Source organism: Tistrella arctica, from assembly GCF_039630945.1.
In the GTDB taxonomy this organism is placed as follows: Bacteria; Pseudomonadota; Alphaproteobacteria; order Tistrellales; family Tistrellaceae; genus Tistrella; species Tistrella bauzanensis.
Genome location: NZ_JBBKTV010000003.1, coordinates 94,596 through 112,635, shown reverse-complemented (window position 1 = coordinate 112,635; position 18,040 = coordinate 94,596). Strand labels below are relative to the sequence as shown.

Here is an 18,040-nt window from a genome sequence, read left to right as displayed (position 1 = left end):
GCCTTGGGGGTGCGCCGGGGCCGGATGTGGCGGCTGCGGCAAGGGGGCGGTCCGGCTGGTCTGCCGGTCAGCTCGCCTTGCGCAGCGGTTCCATCGGATCCCCCATGTCGACGATGCGCAGGACCGTTTGAATCCGTGCCTGCTTGCCGTCCTGAAAGGTGATGGTGGTGTCGATGTCGATCTTGTCCTGGCCGGCATAGATCGCGTCGATGATGCGGCCGTACCGGTCGTTGATGACGTTGCGGCGCACCTTGCGGGTGCGGGTCAGCTCGCCGTCATCGGCGTCGAGTTCCTTGTAGAGCAACAGGAAGCGCTTGATGCGGTGCGCTTCGGGCAGCGTCGCGTTCACCCGTTCCACCTCGGCCGACAACAGGTCATAGACATCCTGGCGGGCCGACAGGTCGGTATAGGTGGTGAAGGCGATGCCGCGCTGTTCCGCCCATTTCGACACCACCGAATAGCGGATGCAGATGATGGCGGTGACGAAGGGTTTCTGATGGCCCAGCACCACGCATTCACCGATGAAGCTGGAGAATTTCAGCTTGTTCTCGATGAACTGCGGCGAGAACCGGACCCGGCCGCTGGTTTCGGCGATGTCCTTGATCCGGTCGATGACCACCAGATGGCCCTGCGGGTTGAAGAAGCCGGCATCACCCGAGTGCATCCAGCCATCGCGCAGATCCTCGCGGGTGGCTTTCTCGTTGTTGTAATAGCCGGCCATCAACCCGCCATGGCGGGCCACGATCTCGCCGACGCCATTCTCGTCCGGGTCGACGATCTTGACCTCGACCCCGGGGAACGGCTTGCCGACGGTGTTCATGTCGACATCGCCGGCCAGATGAACCGTGAAGGCACCGGCGGTTTCGGTCTGGCCATAGATCTGGCGCAGCGGCACGCCCAGCGCCTGGAAGAAGCGGAAGGTGTCGGGGCCGAGGGCGGCGCCGCCGGTCGCGGCGGATTTGAGGTTCGAGAACCCCAGCCGGTCGCGCAGCGCGCGCAGCACGATGAAGCTGGCGAGCTTTGATGTCCGGCCCTGATCGACCGCCTTCAGCGCCCGCTTCATGCCGAAATCATAGAGCGCGTTCTTCAGCCGGGTGCTTTCCATCATCCGCGCGCGTACGTCGGCGGCGATCTGCTCCCACACCCGGGGCGCCAGCAGCACGAAACTTGGCCCGATCTCGCGCAGATCGGCCATCATCGTCTCGGGTTCCTCGACGAAATTGACCCGGATGCGGCAGATCAGCGGCTGTGCCACGGCATAGATCTGTTCCATGATCCACGGCATCGGCAGCACCGAGACGTAATCATCGGCAGGCCCCTTGGGGTCGACCATCAGGTAACGGGCGCAATGTTCCAGGAACGACCGCCCGGCCAGCATCGCCATCTTGGGGTTCGAGGTGGTGCCCGACGTGGTGCACAGGATCGCCACGTCGCTGCCCCGGCCGGCGGCCAGTTCGCGGGCATAGCGATCGGGTTCGCGGCCATGCAGCGCCCGGCCCAGCGCATAGACCTCGGCCAGATCCCTCAGCCGCGGATCGTCATATTTCCGCATGCCACGCGCATCGGCATAGACGATGGTGCGCACGGTCGGGATCTGGTCTTCCAGCTCAAGCAGCTTGTCGACCTGTTCCTCGTCCTCGCACAGAACCACCTGGGCGCCGGCATAGGTCAGCAGATAGGCGACCTCGTTGCCCATCGCATCCTGATACATGGCGAGGCTCATGGCGCCGGCGGCCTGGATCGCGATCTCGCCATACAGCGCCTCGGGGCGGTTCTTGGACAGGATCGCCACCACCTCGCCGCGGGTGACGCCAAGCTCGATCAGGCCCAGCGTCAGCTCGCGCACCCGGTCGTTATAGTCGGACCAGGTGTATTCGTTCCAGATGCCGAATTCCTTCTCGCGCAGCGCCACCTCGCCGGGCCAGGTCGCGGCGTTATGCGCCAGCAGCTTGGGGAGCGTGTCGTGAACCGAGAAATCGGGGAACTGCTGCGTCATCACGCCACCGCCTCTTCGCCGTCGTCGTCATCATCCTCGCCCAGATAGGCCTTCTTGACGTGCTCGTTGTTCAGCACCTCGTCGGCGGAGCCCTCGGCGAGCTTGCGGCCGAAATCCAGCACCATGATCCGGTGCGAGATGTCGGCCACCACGCCCATGTCGTGCTCGATCATGACGATGGTCATGCCCCATTCTTCCGACAGATCGATGATGAACCGGGCCATGTCCTCCTTCTCTTCGAGGTTCATGCCGGCCATCGGCTCGTCGAGCAGCAGCAGCTTCGGGCGCAGCGCCACGGCGCGGGCCAGCTCCACCCGCTTGCGCAGGCCATAGGAAAGCTGGCCGGCGGTGGCCCGGCGGACATGGGCGATTTCGAGGAAATCGATGATGTCCTCGACCGCGCGGCGATGGGCGAGTTCTTCGGTCTGCGCGCCCGTCAACCAGTAAAAGGAACCGGAGAGGATGTTGTTCTTCAGCAGGTGATGGCGCCCGACCATGATGTTGTCGAGCACCGACATATGGGCGAACAACGCCAGATTCTGGAAGGTGCGGCCCATGCCGAGGCTGGCGCGGTGATTGGGCGTCATCCCGGTCACGTCGCGGCCGTCGAACAGGATCCGGCCCTCGGTCGGCGTATAGCGTCCCGAAATGCAGTTGAGCATGGAGGTCTTGCCGGCGCCGTTGGGGCCGATGATCGAGAACAGCTCTCCGGCGCGCACGTGGAAGCTGACTTCGGTCAGGGCGCGCACGCCGCCGAAGCGCAACGACACGTCCTTGACCTCCAGGAGCGGGGTCTGGTCGCCCATGGGCCTTCGGTCTCCCTGTATGGGCGCATCGGGCAACGGCTCCCGTTTTCTCACCCGGAATGCCGGTGATGGCGGTTCCGGTGGATGCGCCTTTGTTCTTGTTTTGAATACCGTTTTGTAACGGCATTACATCATCGTGAACCTGGGGGGTCAAATCCCAAGTGGCGTGATCACTGTCTGTTTGCCAAAGTTGTGAAGGCAAACCCAGCGATATTTTAATAACGCTGTTACCATACTGGAGGATGACCCCTGATGACCTTCGAGATGCGGCACCTGGACGTTGCCGGCATGCGGCTGCGCGTTCATCACGCGGTTGCGGAGCCGGCTGTTGCAGGGGCCGGTGCCACGGCCATGCGCCGGCCCACCGTCGTGCTGCTGCATGAGGGGCTGGGCTGTTTCGAGCTGTGGCGCGATTTTCCGCAGCGCATCGCCCGCGCCACCGGCCTGGACGTGCTGGCCTATGACCGCCAGGGCTATGGCGGGTCGAGCCCGCTCGACCGCTGGCCGCGCCCGATCGACTATCTGAACCGGGAAAGCGAGGTCGTGCTGCCGCAGGTTCTGGATCATGCGGGGGTGGGCGAGGCGCTGCTGGTCGGCCATTCCGATGGCGGGACCATCGCATTGCTGGCGGCGGCGGCGCTGGGCGGGCGCATCGCCGGCATCGCCACCATGGCGGCACATGTCTTCGTGGAGGATATCACCATCGCCGGCATCCGCGATGCCGTTGCACTTTATGAAACGACGCTGACCGACCCGAAGGGCATGCGCGCCCGGCTGGCGCGTTATCACGGCGAGAATACCGACGGTGCCTTCCATGGCTGGTCCGACACCTGGCTGACGCCGCAGTTCCGCGCCTGGGAAATGACCGGCCGGCTGGGCGCGATCGGCTGCCCGTCACTGATCATGCAGGGGGACGGCGATGAATATGGCAGCCCCGCCCAGGTGGAGGCGATCGTGGCAGGCATCGGCGCCGATCAGCCCGGTGGCGCCCCGGCCGGGCTCGCCACCGGGCTGATGATCCCCGATTGCGGCCACAGCCCGCATCTTCAGGCGCCGGCCGCGACCGATGCGGCGCTGATGCCGTTCCTGCGCCGGCTGGCGGGCGGCTGACGTCGGCGTCGGGCGCAGGTCGAATGCGGGGCGGGGCGAATGCGGGGCGGGGCGGGGCGAATGCGAGGGCGGCGCCCCGCTCCGATCAGGGGCCGGATGCCCCGCGCATCCGGCGGTTTTCGTGGACTTTCGGGGCGATCCCTGATATCACGGCGCGCGAACGCGGCATCGACGCCGCGACGTCCGCATGCATGCCGATGATCCCGGATAACCGGGGCCTTGGCCACATGTCGGACGGCCGCGGCGGACTGTCCGACCTTCCGCCGCCCAGACTCCGCCCGCTCCGCCCGCACATCCGGCCAATCGCCGCGATCAGGCACCTGAGCGGGGGGCTTCAGGGGTGTGTCGGTCCGGCCGGACCCGTCACCCGTCGCCCGAACGCGATGCCCGTCAGTCGACAAGACAAGGCGACAAGGTCCATCGTGAGGAGAAGGTCGTCGTGACAGCACACCGCCTTGACAGCTTCAGCACCCGGACGACCCTGACGGTCGACGGGAAGGCGTATGACTATTTCAGCCTGCCCAAGGCAGAGGCCGCCGGCCTTGAGGGTGTCTCGCGGCTCCCCTTCTCGCTCAAGGTGCTGCTCGAAAACCTGCTCCGTCATGAAGACGGCCGCAGCGTCACCGCCGGCGACGTGAAGGCGCTGGTCGCCTGGGTGAAGGATCGCCGCAGCGACCACGAGATCGCCTATCGCCCGGCCCGGGTGCTGATGCAGGACTTCACCGGCGTGCCCGCCGTGGTCGACCTGGCCACCATGCGCGCGGCGATGGCCGAGCTTGGCGGCGACGTCAACCGGATCAACCCGCTGTCGCCGGTGGATCTGGTCATCGACCATTCGGTGCAGGTCGACCGTTACGGCACCGCCAGCGCGTTCCTTCAGAACGTGGCGCTGGAGATGGAGCGCAACGGCGAGCGCTATTCGTTCCTGCGCTGGGGCCAGAGCGCGCTGGATAATTTCCGTGTCGTGCCCCCGGGAACCGGCATCTGCCATCAGGTGAACCTGGAATATCTGGCCAAGACCGTGTGGTCGTCGGAGGAAGACGGCCGGATGCTGGCCTATCCCGACACCCTGGTCGGCACCGACAGCCACACCACCATGGTCAACGGTCTGGCGGTTCTGGGCTGGGGCGTGGGCGGTATCGAGGCCGAGGCCGCGATGCTGGGCCAGCCGGTCAGCATGGTGATTCCGGAAGTCGTCGGCTTCAAGCTGACCGGCCGGATGAAGGAAGGCACCACCGCGACCGATCTGGTGCTGACCGTCACCCAGATGCTGCGCAAGAAGGGCGTGGTCGGCAAGTTCGTCGAGTTCTATGGCGAAGGCCTGGACAACATGGTCCTGACCGACCGCGCGACGATCGCCAACATGGCGCCCGAATATGGCGCGACCTGCGGCTTCTTCCCGATCGACGGCGAGACCCTGAACTATCTGCGCCTGTCGGGCCGCGACGACGAGACCGTGGCGCTGGTGGAAGCCTATGCCAAGGCCCAGGGCATGTGGCGCGAGGCCGGTTCGGCGGACCCTGAGTTCACCGACACGCTGGAACTCGACATGTCGACCGTCGAGCCCTCGCTCGCCGGTCCCAAGCGCCCGCAGGACCGGGTGACGCTGTCGGACATCCCGGCCTCGTTCAAGGCGGCGCTGCCGACCCTGACCAAGAGCAAGGACACCGCGGCCGACATCTCCGTCGATGTCGCCGGCACCGATTACAAGCTGGCCCATGGCCATGTCGCGATCGCGGCGATCACCAGTTGCACCAACACGTCGAACCCCGACGTGATGCTGGGTGCGGGCCTTGTCGCCAAGAAGGCGGCGGCGCTGGGCATGACGGTGAAGCCCTGGGTGAAGACCTCGCTCGCCCCCGGCTCGAAGGTGGTGACCGAATATCTGCGCGCCGCCGGCGTGCAGGACGCGCTGGACACGCTCGGCTTCAATCTGGTCGGCTATGGCTGCACCACCTGCATCGGCAATTCCGGCCCGCTGGCCGAGCCGGTCTCGGCGGCGGTCAATGCCAATGATCTGGTCGTGACCTCGGTGCTGTCGGGCAACCGCAATTTCGAAGGCCGCGTGAACCCGGACGTGCGCGCCAACTATCTGGCCAGCCCGATGCTGGTGGTGGTCTATGCGCTGGCGGGCTCGGTGCTGGTCGATGTCGCCAACGACCCGATCGGCGAGGACCGCGACGGCAAGCCGGTTTATATGCGCGACATCTGGCCGAGCTCGGCCGAGATCCGCGACACCGTGCGCTCGGTGATCACCTCGCAGATGTTCCGCGGCGAATATGCCGACGTGTTCAGCGGCGATGCCGAATGGCAGGCGATCGAGGCGCCGGAGGGCGCCACCTATGTCTGGGACGAAAACTCCACCTATGTGAAGATGCCGCCGTATTTCGAGGGCATGTCACCGGTGGCGTCGGACGAGATCGCCCCGATCAACGGCGCCCGCGCGCTGGCTATTCTGGGCGACAGCGTCACCACCGACCACATCTCGCCCGCCGGCAACATCGCCAAGAACAGCCCCGCCGCCAAATACCTGACCGAGCATGGCGTGGCGCCGGCCGACTTCAATTCTTATGGTGCCCGTCGCGGCAACCACGAGATCATGATGCGCGGCACCTTCGCGAATGTCCGCATCCGCAACGAGATGGTTCCCGGTGTCGAGGGCGGCTACACCCGCCACGTGCCGACCGGCGAGCAGATGAGCATCTATGATGCGGCCATGCAGTATGTCGAGGCCGGCACGCCGCTGGTGGTGATCGCCGGCAAGGAGTATGGCACCGGTTCGTCGCGCGACTGGGCGGCGAAGGGCACCATGCTGCTGGGCGTGAAGGCGGTGATCACCGAGAGCTTCGAGCGCATCCATCGCTCGAACCTGGTCGGCATGGGGATCCTGCCGCTGGTGTTCGGCGAGGGCTGGGATCGTTCGAAGCTCAGCCTCGACGGCACCGAGACCTATGACATCATCGGCCTGGGCAACGATCTGAAGCCCCGTCAGGCGCTGATCCTGAAGGTGACCCGCGCCAATGGCGAGGTGGTCGAGGCGCCGCTGGTCTGCCGCATCGACACGCTGGACGAGCTGGAATACTTCAAGAATGGCGGCATCCTGCATTACGTGCTGCGCCGCATCGCCAGCGGCGCTGCCTGATCCGGGTCGCACCGTCGTTCTGACGACCTGAACCGCACATATCCGGCACACGCCCCGGCGCCATCTGGTGCCGGGGCGTGTGTCGTTTTGCAGACATGTCATGGAAGCCGGGCGGCCAAGGTGGCAAGCCCGGTGCAGCCATGTTTTACTGATCCTGACGGCTTCACCGGGCGCCAGTTCCCGCGCGTCGCGCGGCCTGCCCAGCTTGCTATTCCAGACAGAACGGCCCGCCGGAACCGGCCGGGCCGGGTTTCAGGGACCGATGACCACAGTTCTCGCCTCCGTCGCCGCGGTGCTGCTCAGCATCGCCATCGCCCAGTTGGGCAACGGCATGCTCTCGTCGCTGGTCGGCCTCAGGCTCGCGGCCGAAGGCGTCAGCACCATCGCCATCGGTCTGGTCGGCGCCGCGCATTTCGTGGGCTGGATCATCGGTGCCGCGACGGCGCAGCGCGTGATCGTGCGGGTGGGGCATATCCGGGCCTTCTCGGCCTTCGCCGCGATCGGCTCGGTGGCGATCCTGTCGCTGAGCTTCTTCCTGGATCTGGCGGGGTGGGCGGCCCTGCGGGTGGTGACCGGCTATTGCATGGCGGCCCTGTTCATGACCGCCGAAAGCTGGCTGAATTCCGCCAGCACCAACCAGACCCGCGGCAAGGTGCTGTCGGCCTATATCATTTCGCTCAACCTGGCATTGGCCGGCGGCCAGTTCCTGCTGACGCTCGACGATGTCCGCTCGCCGGTGCTGTATGCCCTGGCCGCCATGGCGCTGTCGCTGGCGCTGGTGCCGCTGGCTCTGACCCGCAGCCTGACGCCGGAAATCCATGCCAGCCGCCGGCTGGGGCTGTCGGCCTTGTGGAAGGTGTCGCCGCTGGGTCTGGCGGCGGTGATCTTCAGCGGCCTGATCATCGGCTCGATCCAGGGCGGCATGGGTGCCGTGTTCGCCAATGGCATCGGCCTGTCGACGCCCGAGATTTCAGCCTTCATCGCCACGGTCTTCGTGGGCGGGCTGGTGCTGCAATGGCCGGTGGGCCTGTTGTCGGACCGCATAGACCGCCGCCGGGTGCTGGCGGGCGCCGCGATCATGGTGACCATCGGCAGCCTGGTGGTGCTGGCCGGTGCCGCCGGAATGACGGCGGCGGAGGTGCCGCGCGGCGGTGGCGTGCTCGCCGGCAGCGGTTTGCTCGCCGAGATCCTGTCGCCGAGCGCCGCCGTGTGGCTGTTGTTCATCGGTGCCGCGATCGTCGGCGGCGCCGGTTATGCGCTATATCCGGTGGCCACCGCCCATGTGAACGATCTGGTGGAGCCGGGGCGGATGATCGCGGCCGCCGGCGGGCTGGTGCTGGGCGGCGGCCTGGGCTCGGCGATCGGCCCGATCCTGGCATCGGGCATCATGGAACTGATCGGCCCGTCCGGGCTGTTTGCCTGGGGCGCGCTGGCCGGTGGCGTTCTGGCCGCCTTCGCCATCTATCGCGCCCGGGTGCAGCCCAAGGTGCCGGCCAGTGCCAAATCGCCGATGGTGATCTCCCCGCGCACGACCCCGGCGGTGGCGGCCATGGCGACGGACATTTCAGGCGCCGAGGCGGCCCTGGAAAGCGATGACGGGATGATGGCGGGCGAGACGGTACCAGATGTGTCAATGCCTGATCCCCCTGTGCCGGATGAGCCTGTGCCGGATGAGCCTGTGCCGGATGAGCCGGTGACGGCCGGTCCGCCGCCACCGGCGCCACAGCCGGCAGCCGGCGACAGCTCCCCGGCCTCATCGTCACCGCGCCGGCCCGAACAGGGCGGCAGCGGCATCTGACGCCCGGCCGCTCCTGGCCGCCGCCGCCCCCTGAAACGGCCAGAACCCCGCGCCGGGCCATCGGGCTGACGCGGGGTTCTGGTCATGCGGCGCGCGCGGATGCGCGGGTCGGGCTGCCTGGCCGATCAGGCGCCGTAGGCGCGGGTCATCAGGCTGGCGAGGCGACGGGCGAAGGCGGCCGGGTCGGCCGGGGCCTCGCCTTCGGCCAGACGCGCCTGATCGAGCAGCAGTTCCGCCGGCCCGGCCAGGGCCGTCACCCGCGCGTCGGTTTCGTCACCGGCCTCGGTGGCGAGGCGGGTGAGCGCCTTCAGCAGCGCATGGTCGGGGTTGATCTCCAGCATCGGCGCCCGGGCGGGGCCACCCCGGCCCGAACGGGCGAGCAGACGTTCCAGCGCCGGGTCGGGGCCATCGGCACCGGCGGCGAGGCAGGCCGGGCTGTCGACCAGACGCGCAGACGGCCGCACCCCGCGGACCTTGTCGCCCAGCGCCCGCGCGATCAGATCGGCCAGGGCCGCACCGTCGAGCGTGCCGTCGGCGGCTGTCGCGTCCCTGGTGGTGTCGTCGCCATCGGTCGGCGCGTCGGCCTCGGCCAGCTTGGGGAAGGCCGCAAGCTCGTCATCGCCGATCCGGCCCACGGCCCGGATCGGCTTGCCGCCCCAATCCGGGGTCATCATCGTCCAGAAGCCGTCGATCGGATCACCCAGCAGCAGCACTTCCAGGCCGCGGGCCTTGAAGCCCTCGATCTGCGGGCTGACCCGCGCCGCCTCGATGCTGTCGGCGACCATCACATAAATCACGGTCTGGTTCTGCTTCATCCGCGACACGTAATCGGCCAGGCTGGTCCAGCCATCGACCTCGGTGGAGCGGAAGCGGGCAAGGCCCAGCAGGCGGTCGCGATTCTCGAAATCCTCGTACAGACCTTCCTTCAGCACCGCGCCGAAGGTATCCCAGAATGTGCCGTAAGCCTCGGCGTCGGATTTGGCGCGCGACTCCAGCTCACCCAGCACGCGCTTGACCAGACCCTGGCGGATCTTGGTGAGCAGCGGCGTGTTCTGCAGCATCTCGCGGCTGACATTCAGCGGCAGGTCGGCACTGTCGACAACACCGCGCAGGAAGCGCAGCCAGCCGGGCAGCAGCGCCTCGCAGTCATCGGTGATGAACATCCGCCGGACATGCAGCCGCAGCCGGGGCTTGCGCTCCGGCTCGTAAAGATCGAGCGGCCGGTCGGTGGGGATGAACAGCAGGTTGGTGTATTCGATGGTGCCTTCATTGCGGTTGTGGATCACCGCCCAGGGCTCGTCGAAGGCATGGGCGATGTCGCGATAGAAGGCGGTGTAGGTCTCGGGCTCGATCTCGGATTTGGGCCGGGTCCACAACGCCTTGGCGGCATTGATGGTCTCGACGCCGGCATCGGTATCGGTATCGTCCGCCGCCTGACCCTCGTCATCCTTGGCCTTGCGGCTGTCGAGCTTCACCGGCAGGGCCAGATGATCCGACCATCGCTTGACCACGCTCCGCAACCGATAGGGGTCGAGATATTCCGAGGCGTCGTCCTTCAGATGCAGGATGACATCGGTGCCGATGGCGTCGCGGTCGATCGGCTCGATGGTGTAGCCGCCACGGCCGTCTGAGGTCCAGCGGAAGCCCTGGGTCTCGCCCAGCCGGCGGGTTTCGACCACCACCTTGTCGGCGACCATGAACGCCGAATAGAAGCCGACGCCGAACTGGCCGATCAGGCTGCCGTCGGTCTTGGCGTCGCCCGACAGCTTCTTGGCGAATTCGGCGGTGCCGGAGCGGGCGATGGTGCCCAGATTCTCGATCAGCTCGGCCCGGTTCATGCCGACGCCGGTATCGGCGAGGGTGAGCGTGCGGGCCCGGGTATCGGGGATCAGCGTCACCGCCGGCTCGCCGGCGCCATCGGCCAGGCTGTCATCGGTCTGGGCCAGGAATCGCCGCTTGTCGCAGGCATCGGCGGCATTGGCGATCAGTTCGCGCAGGAAGACTTCGCGCTCGCTGTAGAGCGCATGGGCGACGATGTCGAGAATCCGGCCGACATCGGCATCAAACACGCGGGTCTCTTCAGTTTCGAGAGTGTCTTCGGCCATCGGGGTCGGCGTCCGTCTTTAGAGGTGGAGTTCAGGGCGGTACGGAATGATCAGGGCCGGTCTGAACGACAGGCTCGCCGGCATATATGTGCGAGGCGTCACAGATCAAGAGCGCGGCCGCATCAGAGGTTGAAGAACGGCCGCCGAGGCCGGCCGATGCGGCATCGCGGTATTGTCATCGCGCTTGCATCAATCGGCACTTGAACCGGAGGCGCCGACATACGATTCTTAATGCCATGATGATGTCGGCTGACGGGCCGTCCCGCCTGCGCGCGGTGCTCGGCCCCACCAATACGGGGAAGACCCATCTGGCCGTCGAGCGGATGCTGGCGCACCGCACGGGGATGATGGGCTTCCCGCTTCGCCTGCTGGCCCGCGAGGTCTATGACCGGGTGGCCCGGGCGAAAGGCGCCGACAAGGTGGCGCTGATCACCGGCGAGGAAAAGATCGTGCCGCCCGAGGCGCGCTATTTCCTGTGCACGGTTGAAAGCATGCCGCTCGACCTGGGGGTCGAGTTTCTGTGCATCGACGAAATCCAACTGGCGGCCGATCCGGATCGCGGCCACATCTTCACCGACCGGCTGCTGCATGCCCGCGGCTTCGCCGAGACCATGTTCCTTGGCGCCGAGACCATCGCACCCCTGCTGCGCCGGCTGTTGCCGGGCATCGAGATCGACAGCCGGCCGCGGATGTCGAAGCTGTCCTATACCGGCGCCAAGAGCCTGACCCGGCTGCCGCCGCGTACCGCGATCGTCGCCTTCTCGGCGGCCGATGTTTATGCGATCGCCGAGATCATGCGCCGGCAGCGCGGTGGTGCCGCGGTGGTGATGGGCGCGTTGAGCCCGCGCACCCGCAATGCCCAGGTCGAGATGTACCAGCAGGGCGAGGTCGATTTCCTGGTCGCGACCGATGCCATCGGCATGGGATTGAACCTGGATGTCGACCATGTCTGCTTCGCGTCGACCCGTAAATTCGACGGCCGCGATCTGCGGCCCTTGTCGGCGCAGGAACTGGCCCAGATCGCCGGTCGCGCCGGGCGGCATCTGCGCAATGGCAGCTTCGGCACCACCGCCGAGGTCGGCGGGCTGTCGCCCGATCTGGTCGACGCGATCGAGGATCATGATTTCCAGCCGCTACGGCGGCTGTTCTGGCGGTCGCGGGCGCTGGATTTCCGCAGCATCGACCATCTGGTCCGCAGCCTGGACGTGCTGCCCGAGATCGACGCCCTGGCGCCGGCGCCGCCGGCCGAGGATTATCTGGCCCTGGTCCATATGGGCCGGCAGCCGGAATTGCGCGATCGCGCCCGTGGCCATGATGCGGTGCGGCTGCTGTGGGATGTGTGCCGGGTGCCGGATTTCCACGCGGCGGTGGGGGCGGGCCATGTCGGCCTGCTGCGCCGGCTGTTCCTGCATCTGACCCAGCCTGGCAATGAAGGCCGGCTGCCGGGGGCATGGCTTGGCGACAATCTGGCCCGGCTGGACCGGGTGGATGGCGATCTGGACCGGCTGACCGAGCGGCTGGCGCGGATCCGCACCTGGAGCTACATCGCCAACCGGCCCGGCTGGGTGGCCGATGCCGGTGAATTCCAGATGATGGCGCGGCGGATCGAGGACCGGCTGTCGGATGCCCTGCACGATCGGCTGACCCAGCGCTTCGTGGATCGCGACATGGCCCGCGCCAGCCGGCAGGCCGAAGCCTGGCGGGCGGTGGAGCCGCTGGTCGCCCATGACGGCCGGGTGGATCTGGACGGGCGCGATATCGGCCGGCTGGTGGGCTTCGATTTCCGGCCCGACCCGGAGGCGGCGCTGCTGCTGGAGATCCGGCCGGTGCGCGAGCGGGTGCGCAAGGCGCTGCGCCGGTTTATCGAGGCGCGCTTCACCCGGTTGATGGCGCTGCCTGATCTGTCGACGTTGATGACCCTGGCCAGTGCGCCGGCGGCGGACGATGCGGATATGGCGGGCGCCGCCGGTGATGTGGCGGCCGACGGCATCGACGTGCGGGTGGATGGCGCGGTTCTGGGCCGGCTCGGCCGTGATACCGAAGGCCGGCCCCGGCTGGTGCTGCCGCATCGCGACCACCTGCCGCCCGAGCCGCTGGCGGATCTGGTGCGACGGGTTGAACAGGTGCTGGCCGATCGCGCGGCCGAAGCCGATGAGCCGCTGCTGCGGCTGGCGGCCGGGGCGCTGAAAGGCCCGGCGCGCGGCATCGCCTTCCAGATGGTCGAAGCCGGCGGTATCACCGATGCGGTGGCGGCGCGCGACCTGATCGACGGGCTGGACGATGATCAGAAGCGCCGGCTGGCGCGATTCGGGGTCAGGCTCGGCCGGCGGTATCTGTATCTGAAGCCGCTGTTCGAGCCCGCGCGGATTGCACTGCGCCGACCGTTCATCGCCGCCCGCAGCGGCGCGGTGCTGCCCGAGACGGCCGATGGCGTGCGCACCTCGCTGAGCCTGGATGTGCCGGTGGCACCGGCGCTGGCCGGGGCATTGCGGGCGGCCGGCTATGTGGTGCTGGGCGCCCGCGCGGTGCGGGTGGATATGGTGGAGCGGCTGGACGCGCAGTGCCGGGCGCTGCTGCGCGGACCGCAGGTCGCGGGCGGCAGCGCTGTCGACACGGCGCTGCTGGCGCCGCTGGGCTGCCCGCCGGCCGATGCGCCGGCGCTGCTGGCGGGGCTGGGCTATCGCTGCCACGCCGGCGAGGACGGGCGGGTGATGCTGCTGCCGCAAAAGACCCGCCGGCCGGCCGGCGGGCGGGCCAGAGGCCGTGGGCCCCAGGCGCCCGCGCCGGGCGCCGTACCGGCCGATGTGCCCCAGGCGCCCGCGCCGGGCGCCGTACCGGCCGATTTGGTGGTAGAGGCGCCCGCCGCGCCCGCCGGGCGCAAGCCGCGCCGGGGCGGCAATCCTGGTGCCGCCAGACCGGCGCCGGTTGCCGCCATCGATCCGACAAATCCCTTCGCCAAGCTCGGCGCCCTGTTCGCAGGGCCGGGCGGCCAGGACGCCGCAGCCCCCGATGAGGCGCGGCGGAATACCCCAGCAGGCTCAGCACGTATCCGCAGAGGTGCCAGCCGATGACCCAGAGGACTGCCGTCAGCCCGACCCGTTCCACCGCCCCCCGTTCCACCGCCCCCCGTTCCACCTCAAGGGCCGCCGCCGGCCAGCAGCCGCCGGCCCGGACCGCCAGGGATGCCGGCGCCGATGCGACGGCGCTGTTCATGGAAGATGCCGCGGCCGCCGGCCGCGATGCCGCGACTGAGGCCGGTGGCCGCCAACGCCTGGATAAATGGCTGTGGTGTGCCCGGTTCTATAAATCCCGCACCCAGGCGGCGAAACTCTGCGCCGACGGGTTGATCCGCATCAACCGCATGCCGGTGACCAAGGCGGCGCAGGCCGTGAAGCCCGGCGACGTGCTGACCTTTCCGTGGGGCAACAAGATCAAGGTGGTGCAGGTGTCGCGCATCGGCGCGCGGCGGGGCCCGGCCGACGAGGCGCGGGGCCTGTATCTGGACCTTCGGCCGGCCGATGCGGATCTGCCACCGCCGCGCGCGACAGCGTGCAATCCCGCGGTGATCTGACACACCCTGCCATTCACCCTTGCGGTGACGCCGGAAAAATGCTTCCACAAAGGACTTTTCCGGCGCCGTGGAATCAGTATGGTTGCGTCAGAAGACAGGATCGCGGCGCGATAACGCGCGCCACGGTTGTAAAATAGGACGCGCCGTCCGACGCCTGCACCCGCTTGCCGTCCTACGCCGCCGACCGTGTTCCCGAGGAGAGCAGCATCATGGCCTACGTGGTCGTCGACAACTGCATCAAGTGCAAGTATCAGGACTGCGTCGAGGTGTGCCCCGTGGATTGTTTCTACGAGGGCGAGAACATGCTGGTCATCCACCCGGACGAGTGCATCGACTGCGGCGTGTGCGAACCGGAATGCCCGGCTGAGGCAATCAAGCCGGACAGTGAGGATGACCTGGAGACCTGGGCGGAGCTGAACCGGAAATATGCCGAGCTCTGGCCGAATATCTCGCGCAAGGGTGAAGCCCCGGCGGATGCCGACGAATTCAACGGCGTGCCCGACAAGCTTGCGAAGTACTTCAGCGACAAGCCGGGCTCTGCCGACTGATCAGTCGAAGCCCGGCTGCATCACGTATCATCCTGACGGTCATGCGGATACGGCCCCGTGGACATGCAGCCAACGCATGTGCACGGGGCTTTATCTCTTGGCCCCGTCATGGTATCTTCATTTTTGCACTGAGGTGACGATTCTGAGGCGACTTGACGCGTCTCCCTGAGCGCGGCCAACGGTTGTCCGATCATCGACCATCGATCCCCGATTGTCGATCACCGGGCAACCGCTTGACGGCGCCCCGATCGTTGCCGAACCAGCGTTCATTCGGCCCCGGGCACCAGCCCCCGGCCATAAGCGTTTTCCCGTAGCGGCACGCCGCGTTCAGCATGCCCAAGCGTTCACGCCCCCCCGTGGACGCCGTCCGATGGTTTTTCCATGGATCCTGCCGGGCCGCCGATGCGGCTGACGGCAGGATGGGTATGCCGGTGGCGCTGCGGGAGCGGATTGTCAGAACGGAAGCGGAGCCATGGCGAAGAAGAGGTTCGGTACCGGCGACATCGTCGTCTATCCGGCGCACGGCGTCGGCAAGATCGAAGCGGTTGAGGCACAGGAAATCGCGGGTATGGCCCTCGAACTCTATGTCATCCGCTTCGACGACGACCGCATGACCCTGCGGGTGCCGGTGTTCAAGGCGGAGAAGGCCGGTATGCGCGCCCTGTCGACCCAGGGCGAGATGACCACGGCCCTCGATACCTTGAAAGGCCGCGCCCGCGTGCGTCGCGCCATGTGGAGCCGCCGCGCCCAGGAATATGAAGCCAAGATCAATTCGGGCGACCCGACCTCGATCGCGGAAGTGGTGCGCGACCTGCACCGCGCCGGCGATCAGGCCGAGCAGTCCTATAGCGAGCGCCAGATGTACCAACTGGCCCTGGACCGGCTGGCCCGCGAATATGCCGCGGTGGAACAACTGGACCTGAAGACGGCGGCGATCCAGCTTGAAACCCTGCTGGACCGCGCCGCCTGATCCGACGATCCGCGACCATATCCGGCCGCAGACCGCCGATGCGTTCGAAAAGCCCCGCCAGGCGTGATCCTGGCGGGGCTTTTTCATGCGCGGAACCGAAGAGGCCAGGACCGGTTTCAATCACGATGCCGGTTTCAATCTGGATAGTAGCAGCACGCTGTGATGATTTTGTCGGGGCCGGGGTGATCCGCCCGCTGGCCACACGCGTAAAGGCAGGCATCAAGGCGACAGTCCGCGCAGTATGACGGGAGGCGGCCATGGCCAGTTTCGATACTCAGAACGCGCAGACCGCCGACCGGCACTATGTCCGCCGGTCGATGGCGGTCCCCCTGCTGACGCGTGAGGATGAACAGGATCTGGCGCGGGCCTGGCGCGACCGTGGCGATATCGACGCCCTGCACCGGCTGGTCCGCGCCTATGCGCGGCTGGCGGTGAGTCTGGCATCAAAGTTCCGCAACTACGCGATGCCGATGGGCGATCTGGTCCAGGAAGGCAATGTCGGGCTGATGATGGCGGCCAGCCGCTTCGACCCCGACCGCAATGTGCGCTTTTCCACCTATGCCATGTGGTGGATCCGGGCCGCGATCCAGGATTTCATTCTGCGCAATCATTCGATCGTCCGCACCGGCACCACCGCCGGCGACAAATCCCTGTTCTTCAACCTGCGCCGGCTGCGGGCCCGGATGGGCGAGGGCACCAATGGCCCGATGAGCCATGAGGCGCGGCTGAAGATCGCCGTCGATCTGGGCGTGAGCGTGGAGGCGGTGGAAGCCATGGAAGGCCGGCTGTCGGTCGCCGATCATTCCCTGAATGCGGGGCTGGACGAGGATGGTGGTGACAGTTGGATCGATTTCCTGGCCGATGACCGGCCGGGCCCCGAAGAGGTGGTGGTGGAGCTGCGCGACAGCGACACCCGGTCGCGCTGGCTGAAACGCGCCTTGACCGAACTGAGCCAGCGCGAGCGGGTGATCATTCATGAACGCCGGCTGCGCGAGGACGCGGTCACCCTCCAGGAGCTGGGCCACGAACTGGGGATCAGCAAGGAACGGGTCCGCCAGATCGAGCAGCGCGCCATTGAAAAGCTTCGGACGTCGATCACCCGCCAGATGCGCGAGGCCGATCAACGCCTTCGGATCGAGGCGGTGGCGGGCTGAGCCCGGACGCCTCAAACGCGGTTCAGTCTTCCGGTCATCGAGGTTGCCGGCCGGAGATTGGACATACTGCCGCATGGCAAGTATCACGTGGCCCCGGCCGTTCAGGTCGGGGCCGTTTTTCGTCGGCGCTGCACGCGACACCCGAAGGATGCCGTCGCCGGGGCGGACCCTCCGCGCCGGGTTCCCGGCGCGGTTCTGAACCATCGCTGAGACCGGGTTGAGGCCGGCGGGCCCATACAACCCGATGGTGACTAAAGCGCTGTTCGGGCGGCTTCGGCGCGAATATGGCGGGGGCGGGTGATAGGCTGAAGGCGCCTGATCACCGGCTCACCGCCAGCGCCCATCCCGAAAGGCCCGCCCGATGACCACCCGCTCTCCGCCACCATCGACCGATCACATCGCGCCCCCAGACGGCTTCACGCCGCATTTCCGCGACAGCCCGCTGACCGATCCCTGGAAGCCGCTCTGGTCCAGGATCGTGGACCGGACGGTGATCCTGGGGCTGTGGCTGGCGGTGCCCCACACCAATTCACGCGGTCTGGCCCATGGCGGCCTGATTTCGGCCCTGGCCGACAATGCCATGGGGTTGAGCTGTGCCCTGCAACTCCCCGAGGGGGCGGCACCGCTGACGGTCAGCCTGTCGGTGGACTTCATCGGCAGCGGCCGGATCGGCCAATGGCTGGCGGTGACGCCGCAGGTGATCCGTGCCGGCGGCACGCTCGGCTTCGCGCAATGCCTGATCACGGCGGATGGCGCGCCCATCGCGCGCGGCAGCGCCACCTTTCATGTCGCCCGGCGCTGATATCCACCGCGCCCCTGGCCATCCGCCAGACCACGGAG

General features: G+C 67.4%; 12 protein-coding genes. 9 read left to right on the top strand and 3 right to left on the bottom strand.

What is annotated here, in order from left to right; genetic code table 11:
• Positions 1–67 precede the first annotated feature (67 nt).
• Complete coding sequence (locus WG924_RS07365) at positions 68–1,996, bottom strand: long-chain fatty acid--CoA ligase (protein ID WP_345932376.1); 1,929 nt, start codon at positions 1,994–1,996, stop codon at positions 68–70.
• On the bottom strand, positions 1,996–2,802 hold the full coding sequence (locus WG924_RS07360; RefSeq protein WP_345932375.1) for an ABC transporter ATP-binding protein: 807 nt from the start codon (positions 2,800–2,802) through the stop codon (positions 1,996–1,998). Before WG924_RS07360 ends, WG924_RS07365 begins: the two co-directional genes overlap by 1 nt.
• 252 nt (positions 2,803–3,054) lie before the next feature.
• Here WG924_RS07360 and WG924_RS07355 point away from each other — a divergent pair, with 252 nt between their 5' ends.
• From WG924_RS07355 to WG924_RS07345, 3 genes are all read left to right on the top strand, one after another.
• On the top strand, positions 3,055–3,912 hold the full coding sequence (locus WG924_RS07355; protein ID WP_345932374.1) for an alpha/beta fold hydrolase: 858 nt from the start codon (positions 3,055–3,057) through the stop codon (positions 3,910–3,912).
• Between the two features lie 439 nt (positions 3,913–4,351).
• The gene (gene acnA, locus WG924_RS07350) at positions 4,352–7,054 is read left to right on the top strand and encodes an aconitate hydratase AcnA (RefSeq protein ID WP_345932373.1); all 2,703 of its coding nucleotides are present in this window, start codon (positions 4,352–4,354) and stop codon (positions 7,052–7,054) included.
• 262 nt (positions 7,055–7,316) lie between these two features.
• Positions 7,317–8,852 carry an MFS transporter gene (locus WG924_RS07345; protein ID WP_345932372.1) on the top strand — a complete coding sequence of 512 codons (1,536 nt, stop codon included), beginning with the start codon at positions 7,317–7,319 and terminating at the stop codon, positions 8,850–8,852.
• Positions 8,853–8,977: 125 nt separating this feature from the next.
• On the opposite strand, the gene htpG is transcribed toward WG924_RS07345, so the two are convergent.
• Positions 8,978–10,957, bottom strand: a complete 1,980-nt coding sequence (gene htpG / locus WG924_RS07340; RefSeq protein ID WP_345932371.1) for a molecular chaperone HtpG — start codon at positions 10,955–10,957, stop codon at positions 8,978–8,980.
• 236 nt (positions 10,958–11,193) lie between these two features.
• Between htpG and WG924_RS07335 the strand changes: the two genes are divergently transcribed.
• The 6 genes from WG924_RS07335 to WG924_RS07310 all read left to right on the top strand — a co-directional run bounded on the left by WG924_RS07335 (position 11,194) and on the right by WG924_RS07310 (position 18,002).
• Entirely contained in the window at positions 11,194–14,028 is a 2,835-nt protein-coding gene (locus tag WG924_RS07335) for a helicase-related protein (protein WP_345932370.1), read from the top strand.
• Positions 14,025–14,528 (top strand): RNA-binding S4 domain-containing protein, encoded by a 504-nt coding sequence (locus tag WG924_RS07330; RefSeq protein WP_345932369.1) that lies wholly within the window; start codon positions 14,025–14,027, stop codon positions 14,526–14,528. The genes WG924_RS07335 and WG924_RS07330 overlap by 4 nt, the downstream gene beginning before the upstream one ends.
• Before the next feature lie 209 nt (positions 14,529–14,737).
• Positions 14,738–15,076 carry a ferredoxin FdxA gene (gene fdxA / locus WG924_RS07325; protein WP_188575887.1) on the top strand — a complete coding sequence of 113 codons (339 nt, stop codon included), beginning with the start codon at positions 14,738–14,740 and terminating at the stop codon, positions 15,074–15,076.
• 472 nt (positions 15,077–15,548) lie between these two features.
• Positions 15,549–16,046 (top strand): CarD family transcriptional regulator, encoded by a 498-nt coding sequence (locus tag WG924_RS07320; RefSeq protein ID WP_345932368.1) that lies wholly within the window; start codon positions 15,549–15,551, stop codon positions 16,044–16,046.
• Positions 16,047–16,303: 257 nt separating this feature from the next.
• Positions 16,304–17,200: an RNA polymerase factor sigma-32 gene (locus WG924_RS07315; RefSeq protein WP_345932367.1), complete on the top strand. Its 897-nt coding sequence runs from the start codon at positions 16,304–16,306 to the stop codon at positions 17,198–17,200.
• Between the two features lie 361 nt (positions 17,201–17,561).
• Positions 17,562–18,002: a PaaI family thioesterase gene (locus WG924_RS07310; protein WP_345932366.1), complete on the top strand. Its 441-nt coding sequence runs from the start codon at positions 17,562–17,564 to the stop codon at positions 18,000–18,002.
• Positions 18,003–18,040: the final 38 nt, after the last annotated feature.